Source organism: Serratia sp. Nf2 (assembly GCF_003028435.1).
Lineage (GTDB): Bacteria > Pseudomonadota > Gammaproteobacteria > Enterobacterales > Enterobacteriaceae > Serratia > Serratia marcescens_L.
Window position 1 is genome coordinate 250,155 of the sequence record NZ_PYTW01000008.1, and the last position, 12,452, is coordinate 262,606.

General features: G+C 59.3%; 13 protein-coding genes and 1 other RNA gene. 3 read left to right on the plus strand and 11 right to left on the minus strand.

Annotated features, from left to right (window positions below; genetic code table 11):
- Positions 1-38: 38 nt before the first annotated feature.
- Both ttrR and ttrS read right to left on the minus strand, forming a co-directional pair.
- The gene (gene ttrR / locus C9411_RS18560; protein ID WP_107227621.1) at positions 39-638 is read right to left on the minus strand and encodes a tetrathionate respiration response regulator TtrR; all 600 of its coding nucleotides are present in this window, start codon (positions 636-638) and stop codon (positions 39-41) included.
- Complete coding sequence (ttrS, locus tag C9411_RS18565; protein WP_107227658.1) at positions 613-2,331, minus strand: tetrathionate respiration histidine kinase TtrS; 1,719 nt, start codon at positions 2,329-2,331, stop codon at positions 613-615. The genes ttrR and ttrS overlap by 26 nt, the downstream gene beginning before the upstream one ends.
- A gap of 226 nt (positions 2,332-2,557) precedes the next feature.
- Between ttrS and ttrB the strand changes: the two genes are divergently transcribed.
- From ttrB to ttrA, 3 genes are read left to right on the plus strand one after another with little or no spacing between them, the layout of a single operon-like run.
- On the plus strand, positions 2,558-3,307 hold the full coding sequence (gene ttrB / locus C9411_RS18570; RefSeq protein WP_107227622.1) for a tetrathionate reductase subunit TtrB: 750 nt from the start codon (positions 2,558-2,560) through the stop codon (positions 3,305-3,307).
- Positions 3,304-4,329, plus strand: coding sequence for a tetrathionate reductase subunit TtrC (ttrC, locus tag C9411_RS18575; protein ID WP_107227623.1), 1,026 nt, complete (start codon positions 3,304-3,306; stop codon positions 4,327-4,329). The genes ttrB and ttrC overlap by 4 nt, the downstream gene beginning before the upstream one ends.
- A complete protein-coding gene (ttrA, locus tag C9411_RS18580; protein WP_107227624.1) occupies positions 4,322-7,393 on the plus strand; it encodes a tetrathionate reductase subunit TtrA in 3,072 nt (1,023 codons plus the stop codon). Before ttrC ends, ttrA begins: the two co-directional genes overlap by 8 nt.
- A 47-nt stretch (positions 7,394-7,440) precedes the next feature.
- On the opposite strand, the gene C9411_RS18585 is transcribed toward ttrA, so the two are convergent.
- From C9411_RS18585 to C9411_RS18630, 9 genes are all read right to left on the minus strand, one after another.
- Positions 7,441-7,570: non-coding RNA, RtT sRNA (locus C9411_RS18585), on the minus strand.
- A 503-nt stretch (positions 7,571-8,073) separates the two neighbouring features.
- Positions 8,074-9,252 carry a phage integrase Arm DNA-binding domain-containing protein gene (locus tag C9411_RS18595; RefSeq protein WP_107227626.1) on the minus strand — a complete coding sequence of 393 codons (1,179 nt, stop codon included), beginning with the start codon at positions 9,250-9,252 and terminating at the stop codon, positions 8,074-8,076.
- Positions 9,252-9,464 (minus strand): hypothetical protein, encoded by a 213-nt coding sequence (locus C9411_RS18600; protein ID WP_072271236.1) that lies wholly within the window; start codon positions 9,462-9,464, stop codon positions 9,252-9,254. The genes C9411_RS18595 and C9411_RS18600 overlap by 1 nt, the downstream gene beginning before the upstream one ends.
- Positions 9,465-9,509: 45 nt before the next feature.
- The gene (locus tag C9411_RS18605) at positions 9,510-9,965 is read right to left on the minus strand and encodes a hypothetical protein (RefSeq protein ID WP_107227627.1); all 456 of its coding nucleotides are present in this window, start codon (positions 9,963-9,965) and stop codon (positions 9,510-9,512) included.
- A complete protein-coding gene (locus C9411_RS18610; RefSeq protein ID WP_107227628.1) occupies positions 9,959-10,300 on the minus strand; it encodes a hypothetical protein in 342 nt (113 codons plus the stop codon). Before C9411_RS18610 ends, C9411_RS18605 begins: the two co-directional genes overlap by 7 nt.
- An 8-nt stretch (positions 10,301-10,308) precedes the next feature.
- Positions 10,309-10,560, minus strand: coding sequence for a hypothetical protein (locus C9411_RS18615; protein WP_107227629.1), 252 nt, complete (start codon positions 10,558-10,560; stop codon positions 10,309-10,311).
- Positions 10,560-11,078 carry a hypothetical protein gene (locus tag C9411_RS18620; protein WP_107227630.1) on the minus strand — a complete coding sequence of 173 codons (519 nt, stop codon included), beginning with the start codon at positions 11,076-11,078 and terminating at the stop codon, positions 10,560-10,562. Before C9411_RS18620 ends, C9411_RS18615 begins: the two co-directional genes overlap by 1 nt.
- A gap of 165 nt (positions 11,079-11,243) precedes the next feature.
- Positions 11,244-11,756 (minus strand): class I SAM-dependent methyltransferase, encoded by a 513-nt coding sequence (locus C9411_RS18625; RefSeq protein ID WP_233221926.1) that lies wholly within the window; start codon positions 11,754-11,756, stop codon positions 11,244-11,246.
- A complete protein-coding gene (locus tag C9411_RS18630) occupies positions 11,753-12,382 on the minus strand; it encodes an Eac protein (protein WP_107227631.1) in 630 nt (209 codons plus the stop codon). Before C9411_RS18630 ends, C9411_RS18625 begins: the two co-directional genes overlap by 4 nt.
- Between the last annotated feature and the right edge of the window lie 70 nt (positions 12,383-12,452).

Here is a 12,452-nt window from a genome sequence, read left to right on the forward strand (position 1 = left end):
GGTTGGCAAGAGGGGGAGCGGAATTTTGCACGATGCGTTCATTCGTGCGCGGCGTGCGGTAAAGCCTGCAGCTGAATCACCAATTCCGCCAGGCTGGCGGCCTGCATTTTCTCCATCACTTTCGCCCGGTGAACCTCCACGGTGCGCAGGGCGATATTCAGCCGTTCCGCCATTTCCCTGTTCATCATGCCTCGCACCACCAGATGCGCGATGTCGCGTTCTTTCGGCGTGAGCGTGCGGTAGCGGCCGCAAGTTTCATGGCATTGCCAGGCCTCGGCGGAGGCCTGCTGCGCCCGTTCGAGGGCGGCGATCAGCGGTTCAGCGGCGATCGGTTTTTGCAGGAAATCCACCGCGCCGTGCTTCATCTGTTCCACCGCCATCGGCACGTCGCCATGGCCGGACAGGAACACCACCGCCAGTGTGCTGCCCTGGCGGCGCAGTTCCCCGTAAACCTGGTGGCCATCGAACTTCGGCATCCGCATGTCCAGCAAGACGATCCCGGTCTGAAACAGGTCGGCCTGCGCCAAAAAGCCGGCGCTGTCATTCCAGCAGTGCACGTTGTGGCCGAGGCTGCTCAGCAAAAAATGGCAGGCGTCGGTGACGGCGACGTCATCATCCACCAGATGAATTAGCGACATGGTTTTCCTCATCGTTCAATATGAAATGCAGCGTTACGCACAGCCCATTGCGGCTGTCGGGGGCCGGGCGATTAGCCAGGCGGATTTCGCCGCCGCCATAGCGGGCCAGGCGCCGGCAAATGGCTAACCCCAACCCCATGCCGCCGGCTTTGGTGGTGTTGAAGGGGCGAAAAGCCTGTTCCAGCCCGGCCGTTGTCATGCCGCCCGCGTTGTCCTGCAGATGCAACTCGATCGCCCGTTCGCCCGCGGCGGCGGAAAGCCAGACGGCATTGGCCCCGGCCTGCGCCGCATTCAGCAGCAGGTTCACCAGCAGCTGTTCCAGCAGCGCCGGCGGCAGGGTTAGCGTCAGCGAAGGTGCCACATTGTTGAACAACGTCAGGTCGGGATAGCGCTGCGTCAGGCGCAGCAGTGTCCACACCCGCTCGGCGGTTTCGCTTACCGCAGTGGGCCGCCAGCTCGTTTGATCTATCGCCTCATCGGTGGGCCGCACCCACTGGCGCAGGTTATGAATCGTCTCGCCGCCGCGCTGCGCCTGCCGGTCGATATTTTCCAGCGGCCCCAGCAGCGGATGCCCGGTGTCCGTTTTACGCAGTTGGATCAGGCATCCCTGCGCATAGTGGCGAATAGCCGCCAGCGGTTGATTGAGCTCGTGTGCGAAGCCGGAGGCCATTTCCCCCAGCACGTTCAGCTGCCTGGCATTCTCCAGCGCCTGCTCCTGTCGCCGCAGTTGCTCTCCGGCATGGAGCAGTTGCCGCCCGCGCCGGCGTACCAGCAGCGCGATCCAGATATGGTTGACGATCAACAGCGACAGCACCGCCAGCGACAGTCCGACGGCCGTCTGATGCTGGATCAGCCAGCTCTTGATATCCAGCCATAGCCGCCGCTGTTCCGGGTGTCGATTGACGGCGCGCAGCAGCGCTTCCACCTCGCTGGTCGAGGCCGGTGCGCCCCACTGAAAGGGAGACTGCGGCGGTGCGGTCAGCAAGGCTCTTGCCACCGCATCCACCAGTGAGTTATCCAGACCGGGCAGGGCGGCGAACGACCAGTTGGGGTAAAGCGGCGTGCTGGTGACGCAGGGAACCGACGTGGCCTGTTGCAACAGCGGGCGAAAATCCGCCGGATTGATCAGGCCTTCCTTATCCATTTTCTCCAGCAGGCAGACCGGGACGATGGCGGCCTGAATGGCGCGTTCGCGCAACAGATAGATCAGGGCGTCGGCAGGGAAGCCGGTAAAGCGCAGGTGAAAATCGCGCTCGGGCCGTATGCCGGCGTCGCTGAGCGCCTTATAACCGGTCAGATAGCCGCCGAAGGCCTGCGGATCGATGGCGCCCACCGTTTTGCCCATCAGCGCCTGCGGCGTCGTAATGCCGCTGTCGCGCCGCACCAAAATCACGCTGCCGATGATGTTGCCCGTTGCCCGATCGCCGTTGGCGGCGCGCAACGACGCCAGCCAGCGCAGATGATAGTGGCTGTTCAACTGCACGAACTGCGCCGGATTAGTGACCACGAACTGCACGCTGCCCCGATTGACCGCTTCGCGCATCTGCGCCAGATCGAGCGGCTGCAGGCGGAAGCGTTCACTGCCGACGCTGCCGTTGAGACTGTCGATCAGCGGCTGCCAGTCACGCGCGGTCGCCGCATCGCCGCGCATCGCCAGCACGCCGACCGACCACTCGTCCGCCTGTGCCGCCATCCCCCAGCCGAGACTGAACAGTAATAACACGACCTTCACGGCCCCTCCTGATGGGCAATCTGCCTGCCGTCACTTGTTTTAGATCAACGTTAGGTTCGGTATGTGGTTAACCACAATAGAGCTGAGCCCAATGTCATTTTTACACTGTAAATCATCGACATTGTTTATTCATCTAACGGGCATCAATAGCGTGATCGGGGTGATGCCCAGGACGTGGGAGAGGCGCATGGATTTCGGTAAACGGCAGTTTTTGCAGCGGCTGGGCGTGTTGACGGCGGGGGCTTCGCTGATCCCCGTGGCGGAGGCCGGGCTGACGTTAGCACCGACGCGGCGCGAGGGAGATGCGAGCCGCCGTTACGCGATGCTGATCGATCTGCGGCGCTGCGTCGGGTGCCAGGCCTGTACCGTGAGCTGCGCCATTGAAAACCAGACGCCGCACGGCGAGTTCCGCACGACGGTAAACCAGTACCAGGTCAGCCTCGAAGGCGAAGAGGTGGCGACCAACGTGCTGCTGCCCAGGCTGTGCAACCACTGCGACAACCCGCCCTGCGTGCCGGTATGCCCGGTACAGGCCACCTTCCAACGCGAGGACGGGATCGTGGTGATCGACAACAAACGCTGCGTGGGGTGCGCCTATTGCGTGCAGGCCTGTCCGTACGATGCCCGTTTTATCAATCACGCTACCCAAACGGCGGACAAATGTACCTTCTGCGTGCACCGGCTGGAGGCGGGACTGTTGCCGGCGTGCGTGGAGTCGTGCGTGGAGTCGTGCGTGGGCGGGGCGCGGATCATCGGCGATATGCGCGATCCGCACAGTACGTTGAGCAAGCTGCTGCGGCGCCACGAGGCCGAGATCAAAGTCCTCAAGCCGGAGAACCAAACTGCGCCCCATGTGTTTTATCTGGGGCTGGATGACGCCTTCGTCACGCCGCTGCCGGGGCGGGCGCAGGTCGCTTTATGGGGGGAGGGACGATGAGCCGCCAACTGATGATCGCAGAAGTTCTGAGCCAGCCGCAGGCGGTGAGCTGGCTGCCGTGGGCCGTACAATATTTCTTCTTTATCGGCATTGCCGCCTGCGCCGCGCTGCTGGCCTGCGTGTGGCGCTGGCGCGGTGGAGACAACGCCGCACATTTGGAGCGCACGGCGCTGTTTATCGGGCTGACGTGCGCCATCACCGCGCCGCTGGCGCTGACCGCCGACCTGCATCAAACCGCTCGCTTTTGGCATTTCTACGCCTACCCGACGCCCTGGTCGTGGATGCCGTGGGGTGCGCTGTTCTTGCCGCTGTTTACCCTGCTGATCGGCCTGTGGTTTCTCGCGATCGAATTTACACGGCTGACGGGCAGGCGAGTGGCGCTGCTGCGTGGGATCGCGCCTGCTTGCGCGCTGGTGGCTATCGGCCTGCTGTTGTACACCGGGCGTGAGGTTTCCGTCGTGCGCGCCCGCCCAATCTGGTTCAGCTACGCATTTCCGATCGTGATGTTCCTCAGCGCGCTGCAGGCGCTCTTGGCCTTGCTGCTGCTGACATTGCGCGAACGGCCCGGCCTGCAAGCGCCACTGGCGCGCGGGATGCTGTTGACGTTGCTGCTGCTCGGCGGGGCGATCCTGCTGTGGGTGTGCGGCGATACGTTATCCGGCTCGGCGGTACGCCACTGGCTGCAGACGCAGGCGATGGCGCGCTGGTATGCCGCCGGGTGGATTGCGTTGTGGGGGCTGGCGCTGGCGTGCGCCGTCTGGGCGGGCTATCGGCGCTTGCCGCGCGGCGGTGCGCCGCTGCTGGTGACCTGTGCGCTGGGACTGAACTGGTTGATGCGCTGGACGCTGTTGATCGAAGTGCAAACCGTCCCGAAATACAACGCGTCTTACCACTTCTATAGCCTGCCGTTCGGCAGCGACGGCTTGCTGGCGATCGTCGGCACCTTCGGGCTGTGGCTGGCGTTAATGATCATGGTGCGTGAAGCACAGGCGTTTTTACTGCGGAGAAAACAACATGGCTAAACTCACCCGGCGTCAGTGGTTGAAAGTGGGCCTGGCCTTCGGCGGATTGTCCGCTTTCGGCCTGAGTTACTGGGAAGTCGCCAAACGGGCGATCGACGGTTTGATTCACGGCACCTCAGGGCGGGTGACGTTGGATCGCATCAACGGCAACTCTCTGCCGCCCGAAGGGCGGGCGGTGCCGGAATGGCAAGGCAATTCGCAGCAGGCCATCTCGATGACCCAATGTTTCGGTTGCTGGACGCAATGTGGCGTGCGGGTACGGGTGGATAGGCAGACCGACCGGGTACTGCGTATCGCCGGCAACCCTTATCATCCGCTGTCTCAGGAACGGCACGTCGACTCTGCCTTGCCGCTGCAGGACGCGTTGGCGCAGCTGGGCGGCGAAAGCGGCCTCGATGCCCGTTCGACCGCCTGCGCGCGCGGCGCCACGCTGCTGGAGGGGCTTTACAGCCCGATGCGCGTACTGGAGCCGATGAAGCGCGTCGGCAAGCGCGGCGAGGGCAAGTGGCAACGCATCAGCTTCGAACAGTTGATCGCTGAAGTGGTAGAGGGCGGCGATCTGTTCGGCGAGGGGCATGTGGACGGCCTGCGGGCGATCCGCGATCTGGAAACGCCGATCGACGCTCGGCTGCCGGGGCTGGGGCCGAAAGCCAACCAGCTGCTGGTGACCAACGCCGGTGACGACGGGCGCGACAGCTTCCTGCGGCGCTTCGCTCAGAACAGTTTCGGCAGCAAAAACTTCGGCGCGCACGGCGCATACTGCGGGCTGGCCTACCGTGCCGGTTCCGGCGCGTTGATGAACGATCTGGACAAGAACCCGCACGTGAAACCGGATTGGGAACAGGTCGAATTCGCGCTGTTTATGGGCACCTCGCCGGCGCAGTCCGGCAACCCGTTCAAGCGCCAGGCCCGGCAGTTGGCCAGCGCCAGATTGCGCAGCGAGTTCCGCTATGCGGTAGTGGCGCCGGCGCTGCCGCTGACCACCACGCTGGCGGACGATCATGGCCATTGGATCCCGGTGCTGCCGGGCACCGACTCGGCGCTGGCGATGGCGATGATCCGTTGGATCCTCGACAACCGGCGTTATCAGGCCGGCTATCTCGCCATCCCGTCGGAGGCCGCCATGCAACGCGCCGGCGAGAAGAGCTGGACCAACGCCACGCATCTGGTGATCGCCGAGAGCGAGCACCCGCTGGCGGGGCAGCATCTGACGCTCGCTCATCTGAACGGTACCGAGTCGGCGTCGCCGCTGGTAGTCAACGGCGCGGGGGAACTGGTGCCGGCCGAGGCGTGCGACCGCGCCGAACTGTGGGTAACCCGCACGGTGACGCTGCACGACGGCGCGCAGGTGGCGGTGAAAAGCGGTTTCCAGTGTCTGAAAGAGGCCGCCGACAAACTGTCGCCGGAGGCGTACAGCCGGGAATGCGGCGTGCCGGTGGCGCGTATCGCGGCGCTGGCCGAAGCCTTTACCGCCCACGGGCGCAAGGCGGCGGTGATCGCCCATGGCGGGATGATGGCGGCAAACGGGTTTTACAATACCTGGTCGGTGATGATGCTCAACGTGTTGATCGGTAACCTGAGCCTGGCGGGCGGGGTGTTTGTCGGAGGCGGCAAATTCAACGGCTTCGCCGAGGGGCCGCGCTATAACCTGGTCGAGTTTCCCGGCCTGGTAAAACCGAAGGGGTTGAATATCGCGCGCAGCAAGGCCGCTTATGAAACCTCCGACGAATACCGGGAAAAAGTGGCGGCGGGCGTTTCACCCTGGCCTGCCAGGGCGCCCTGGTATCCGTTCGTCGCCGGGCAGTTGACCGAGCTGCTGACGTCGGCGCTGGCGGGGTATCCGTACGGGCTGAAGGCCTGGATCTCGAACATGACTAACCCCTTGTACGGTATCGCCGGGTTGCGCGGCGTGGCGGAAGAGCGGCTGAAAGATCCGGCGCGTTTGCCGCTGTTTATCGCCATCGATGCGTTTATCAACGAAACGACGGCGCTGGCCGACTATATCGTCCCGGATACCCATAACTTTGAGAGCTGGGGGTTCAGCGCCCCCTGGGGGGGAGTCGCCAGCAAGGCCACCACTGCACGCTGGCCGATAGTGACGCCGGCGACCGCGAAAACGGCGCAAGGGCAGCCGATCTCCATGGAGGCGTTTTGCATCGCGGTAGCCAAACGCCTGGCGCTGCCGGGGTTTGGCTACCGCGCAATCGGCGACGGCCAGGGCGGGCTGCTGCCGCTCAACCGCGCCGAGGATTATTATCTGCGCGCCGCCGCCAACGTGGCGTTTGCCGGCAAAGCGCCGGTGCCGGCCGTGCAAGCGGAAGAGCTGGCGCTGACCGGCGTCGATCGCTTGTTGCCGCAGCTTGCGCAGACGCTGCGCGCCGATGAAGTCGACCGCGTGGCGTTTATCTACAGCCGCGGCGGCCGGTTCGCCGAGCATGACAGCGGCCGTCGCGACGGCAGCGTGGGCAACCGCTGGGAGAAGCCTCTGCAGATCTGGAATGCGGAAGTGGCGAAGCACCGGCATGCGATTACCGGCGAGCGTTTCAGCGGCTGCCCCACCTGCTACCCGGCGCGTTTGTCGGACGGCCGCGCGGTGGAAGAGCTCTACCCTGAGCGGCAGTGGCCGCTGCGGCTGATGTCCTTCAAATCCAATGTGATGAGCAGCTCCAACGCAGTGATCCGGCGCCTGCACGACGTGAAGCCGGTGAACCTGGTGGCCCTGAACCCGGCGGACGGGGTGCGTTTCGGCATTCAACACGGTGATTGGGTGAGCATCAGTACGCCGGGCGGTAGCCGGGAGGCGCAGATCAGTTTGCTGGCGGGGGTGATGCCCGGCGTGATCGCGGTGGAACACGGCTACGGCCACCGGGAGATGGGGGCCAGCCAGCACTACTTGGACGGCGAGCCACTGGCGATGGATGAGCGCATCGCTGCCGGCATCAACCTCAACGATTTGGGCTTTGCCGATCCGACGCGCGAAGTACCGAACACTTGGCTGGATTGGGTGACCGGTGCGGCGGTGCGTCAGGGCATTCCGGCGGCGATCGTCAAACTCTCCGCGTAAACGACAGACGAAAAAAAACCTGCTGTTACAGCAGGTTTTCTTGAATTTGGTCGGCATGAGAGGATTATGCGCATCTTCGATGCTTGCCCTGCGGGCCGTTGCTAAAGCAACGTGGTCTCACTACGTTCGGCTCAAACCTCCTTCGGAGATTCTCATCCTCTCAGTGTGCAGACGAAAAAAAACCTGCTGTTACAGCAGGTTTTCTTAAATTTGGTCGGCATGAGAGGATTCGAACCTCCGACCCCCGACACCCCATGATGCCGTTCGAAATACGCTAAAAGCCGCGCCAGTTCTGGGTTTAAAGCCATTTCACTGTTTAAACAAACAGTGCATTTTGTGCATAACTTGGCTTATAAACATCAACGAGTTAGGGTGGGTTTTGCCATCTTAGCTTATCCGTTATAATTCAAAAAATAATGTTAATTGAGGAAGGCAGAATGCCACGGAAAAGCCCTAACCAACTGTACTGGGAATCTCTGGATCGCGAGAGACTTGTTGATGAGTACAATAGCTTCTTAAGGGACAATGGATACGAGAACACCCCACATCATGCAGATCTGTTTGTTACTCGAAAAGGGATGGTTGGGATGAAAGCTAGGGATGCTATCGAGGCACTTTCTGGCGGGTTACCACCATTTTACGACTGATAGTTAACTGGGGGGAAGAGCCCCCCAATTTCACTAACCTACTGAGATTTCTCCATGCGGTACAACCACCCAATCGATGTGATTCTGGGTGTAGATTTTGGTAGATTTTGCGTCGCTATGTGCCATTCGACCTTGTGGATCTATCCCCTGGTTGTCAAAAAGGTGAGCGGCTAAAGCACGTATCTCATGGAATGTTGGCCGCTCTTCCATTTCCAGGTGATCGGATAACCCAAGCTGATCGCGTAATTTGGAAAAGGAACGGCTAAGGTAATCAGGTGCAACCTGAGTCGGGTGAGCAACTTCTTTGCTGCGTTTCACGTTCCGGTCAGGTATGCGATGCACAACGTATGGGCTAGCTACATTGTCTCTACTTTCCTCGATGATCTTCTTCAAAACCTCCCCGATCGGAATGGCAACGTGTGAAGCCTCTTTCTTTTGTACTTTTTGCCGGTGAATATATAGCGTGCCATAAATGCCATTCACGGGCTGTTCCAACCATACGCACCCACAAATCCCATTCTTTGGTTCACGTATAGAATAGCGGATCCGGGATACCTCAAGGCGTGCATGTGTTGTCTGTAATGCGAGATCCATGGCTGTTCGTAACCATGGCAATGCTGCATTACGAATAGCCAAGAAATGCTCCAGGGATAAGCGCTGTCTCTTTTTCTCATCTGTTCGTCGCATTTTCTTGCGCGTGGCCGGGTTATCCAGCATTAACGATTCATCTACAGCGTAACTGAATAGTTTCTTTAAGAAGCTGACCTTTCTGTTTTGAACGTTGGCTGACGCTTCCGCATGGTATTCTTTTATATAAGCGTTGACATGCTCCAGTTCGATATCACATGCCGGTATATTTACAAAAAATTCTTTCACCCGCTTGGCATCATTATTCCAATCATCTTTCGTATTGTCGGATGGACGTTCATCTTCAATAGCTCTCGCCATTATTCTATCTACATGTTCAGCGAAGGGGAGAGCTTCTCCTTGTATACCTCCAGACTCCCTGATAAGTGAGTCTATTGATATTGCATTTTCTGGACGCATTCTGTTGTTGTATTCGCGTGCAATATCGATTGCCAGTGCCCGATCTTTACCCAGCGACTTGCGTTTCCCCGTGACCAGAGTGAAGCGGTAAACACCAGTGGTTTTATCGAAATAAAGTTGATCTGGTAAATGCCGGTTTTCCCGCCGGCGCGGACGGGCAGCCATTAGGACTCCCTAATTAGTTGGTCAACAGCATGGGAAACTTTAGATTGAACTCCCCAACGCTCAGATGAATAAACATATGACATACCGTCTACTACCTTCCCTCTAACTTTACCGTTTTCAATCCAACGCTTGACAGTGCGTTTATCTGGGATTGAGCCTTCTTCAAATTCACGAGCGAGCCATTTGCTTGCGCGCATTAATTTATCGGCCATGGTTTTTCCTCCACACAATAGGCCCGCTGCAACGGGCCGGTATTTTTATCGCTGGTGGCCAGCTGAGAGATCACCGCAAACCTGCGCGACAAACACGTCAATCGGATCCGGCTCATGCGGTGCAGGTAAAATTGCGCCGCGGCAGGCAGTGATAGCTACCTTTACTCTGTTCCAGGCATCATGGTCGCGATCGGAAATGCGGATAACTTCTTCCATAGCCTCAAGCAATTCTCCCACCATTGCTGGCGCTGGCGGGGCGGTGAAAAGTTCGGTGCCATGCGGCAGGTCTTTGCCGCCGTTTTGCCAACAGATGCTTCCGCTTGCTGCTGGGCGAAGGTCAACCAGCGCCACCGGCTGCGCCTCCCGGTTAGCCGCCAACTCATCAAAAGCGTCGGCGTTCTGCAGCATGTCCTGCGCAATGCTCACCGATTCCCATTTCGCTTCTACCGCTTTTTCGCGCCAGAACTTAGCGCGCGCTCTCAACTGCTCGATCGTTAACATTGCTCATCCCCCATGACTTTGAACCCGGCGGCACGAACGTCTTTGGCATGCTGAGTACGGCAACGAGGATGCGTTTCACAGGACAGCCGCACCGGCGTAGCCAGCTTGCGTTCAGCTATTGCAGCTCTGGCGCCTAATCTTCCGCATTGCCTCGCTAACTCTTGACTTTGCTTTCTTGTGGCCTCCAGCTCTGCCAGCAAGGCAAAATATTGCTCTTTCTTGACGTGTGAGCCGTTTACCGCTGGCGCCCATACAGCGAAAGGTTCGCCGCCGTGAATTTCTACCTCTGCATCAAATTGCTCGGGCTTGCTCAGTTCGCTCAGCTTATTGTCCATCTGCTGCCTCATGATTGATGACGTAGTTTTTCGTGAATGGCTTCACCGGAAACTTCATTCTCTTCACAGCACGCCGTGAAATCTGCCTGGTGCTCACCAATGAACTCTTTCAAGGCGTAAGCCTCTTCCTCTTCAAGCTGGTATTTTCGAATGTCTTCGAACGCCACCATGCATAACTTCCCACCGAGGATCTTTGTGCCAAATCCGACGCCAGGCTCTTTGCCTTCCTCGAACTCAACAACGAACGTGTACTTGCTCATCAGTAACCCCCGCGGCGAGTAGCCAGCCGAATGCGCTGGTAAATTTCACCAGCGTTGATGCGTTCTTCACCCAGCTCGCAAGCACAGAAGTAGGCATAGGCTGCTTCTGTGCTTACTCGGTGAGCGTCGATAAATTCCTGTTTCAAAGCTTCGGTGTGGTGCTTTTCAATGAGATTACGTAAGGCATCAGGATCATTTTCAACGGGCTGTAACCAGTAGCAGACTGGGCCGTCCTCTGTATCGTGGATCGAAGCAATAAACCATCCATCGCCCGCCGGCGGTGTGGGCTCCCAGCCGCTAATATCGCCGTCCCCGGATTCATACGCATCGATCTGTTCGGCAGTGGCATGATTTTCCATCCACTGCAGCGCGCCAGTGACGCGGTTTGCTTCTTTCCACGCCTCAAATTCACCAGGCGTGCCATATTCCGCGCCATTGGCAGGCACAAAGTAATCCGGGTGCGTCCAGTAGCCGTACTGGTCACGCTTTGGTTCAACTGCGGTGATCAATTTGCTCATGATGTTGTCTCCTACAGCCGGCGGATCCGGCCGTAATATTCGCCTGAGTTCCAGAACACGACTTTCATTCCGGGCTCTACCTGGTTTTCGAATCGCCGCGGCACGTACCACATGACGACGGCTTTCTTTACAAAGACGCTGCTGACGATTTGGGTGCTGACTCGCTTAGCCATTGCCAGCCCCCTTCACGAAGATGATCCAGTGCGTCTTATCGTTCTTGCCGGTGCGCTGCCAGATAGCCGGTTTCTCGTCTGTGAGGGCGATGATCTGGCTAACCGGTATCTGGGTTTCGTTCCATTTGAAGATCAGCACGCCTTGTGGCCGCAGAACGCGGAAAGCCTCAGCGAACCCGGCACGCAGTTCATTGCGCCATGTTTCGCGATCGAGCTTCCCGTACTTTTTGCCCTGCCAGCCGTTGGGGCCGACGCGCTCCAGGTGCGGCGGATCGAACACGACGACAGGAAAACTACCGTCTGCAAACGGTAGCGCTGTGAAGTCGGCGATCAGGTCAGGGGAGATAACCAGTTTCCGACCATCGCACAGGGTGTGGCTCTCGCTGCGCTTGTCACTGAATACAGCGCGCTCGTCTTCTTTGTCGAACCAGAACATGCGCGGGCCGCAGCACATATCCAAAATGCTTTTGCCGTCGAGTGCTGGCATCACCGGGCGCTCTTTCATACTTCCTCCCGCTCTGGTTGGACGAGATCGTAGTACTGGCCATACGTCAGCTTCTGGAATTCTGGAGGGATGATCACGTCGCCGTGCCCAACCTCGCCGTCGCGCGATTTCGTGTTCGGGATGGCAAACAGCAGGCAGTTATCGCGCCCAGGGCAGAGGCCGCCGTAGGTGCTCAGCATGGGAATGCCTCTGGACGTACCGGTACCGAAGCCGGTACGCATGATGCCGTAGTGGTTGATGATGTAGGTCTGCCACGGCGGCAGGTCTGCCAGCGCGCTGTTTGCCTTGGCGATCGCCGCATCCAGCTGCTTGTTGAATTCCCGTCCTTCCTTGGTGTTACCCTTTCCTCGGGCGATGACAACCGGAGCATCTTTGAAATAAGTACGATGCTTGATGGTGGTCTGGCACGGGAATTCATGATCAGCAGGCCACACCAAGTTACATACGCGGCTCCCTTTGTCGCCGAACCCGTATGAATTGGTGTGCGCTACCGCATCGAACTCGGCTTGCAGCCCGGCGATGATGGCTTGGCGCTTGGCGTCGATTGCTTTAAAGCCCTCGACCAGCGTCTTAACGGCCGGCCCCTCGACTTTGAAATGGTCGTAGTGCTTGGCATTATCCGACATGCTATTTGTCCTCCTGGCGCTGCGCCGGGATCACTCCATCCACTTGCAGGCATTCATATTGCGGTGGGAG

Coding starts and splice junctions, on each gene's coding strand:
- ttrR (WP_107227621.1), bottom strand. CDS start 638: ATGTCGCTAATTCATCTGGTGGATGATGACGTCGCCGTCACCGACGCC.
- ttrS (WP_107227658.1), bottom strand. CDS start 2,331: ATGGCGGCACAGGCGGACGAGTGGTCGGTCGGCGTGCTGGCGATGCGC.
- ttrB (WP_107227622.1), top strand. CDS start 2,558: ATGGATTTCGGTAAACGGCAGTTTTTGCAGCGGCTGGGCGTGTTGACG.
- ttrC (WP_107227623.1), top strand. CDS start 3,304: ATGAGCCGCCAACTGATGATCGCAGAAGTTCTGAGCCAGCCGCAGGCG.
- ttrA (WP_107227624.1), top strand. CDS start 4,322: ATGGCTAAACTCACCCGGCGTCAGTGGTTGAAAGTGGGCCTGGCCTTC.
- C9411_RS18595 (WP_107227626.1), bottom strand. CDS start 9,252: ATGGCTGCCCGTCCGCGCCGGCGGGAAAACCGGCATTTACCAGATCAA.
- C9411_RS18600 (WP_072271236.1), bottom strand. CDS start 9,464: ATGGCCGATAAATTAATGCGCGCAAGCAAATGGCTCGCTCGTGAATTT.
- C9411_RS18605 (WP_107227627.1), bottom strand. CDS start 9,965: ATGTTAACGATCGAGCAGTTGAGAGCGCGCGCTAAGTTCTGGCGCGAA.
- C9411_RS18610 (WP_107227628.1), bottom strand. CDS start 10,300: ATGGACAATAAGCTGAGCGAACTGAGCAAGCCCGAGCAATTTGATGCA.
- C9411_RS18615 (WP_107227629.1), bottom strand. CDS start 10,560: ATGAGCAAGTACACGTTCGTTGTTGAGTTCGAGGAAGGCAAAGAGCCT.
- C9411_RS18620 (WP_107227630.1), bottom strand. CDS start 11,078: ATGAGCAAATTGATCACCGCAGTTGAACCAAAGCGTGACCAGTACGGC.
- C9411_RS18625 (WP_233221926.1), bottom strand. CDS start 11,756: ATGAAAGAGCGCCCGGTGATGCCAGCACTCGACGGCAAAAGCATTTTG.
- C9411_RS18630 (WP_107227631.1), bottom strand. CDS start 12,382: ATGTCGGATAATGCCAAGCACTACGACCATTTCAAAGTCGAGGGGCCG.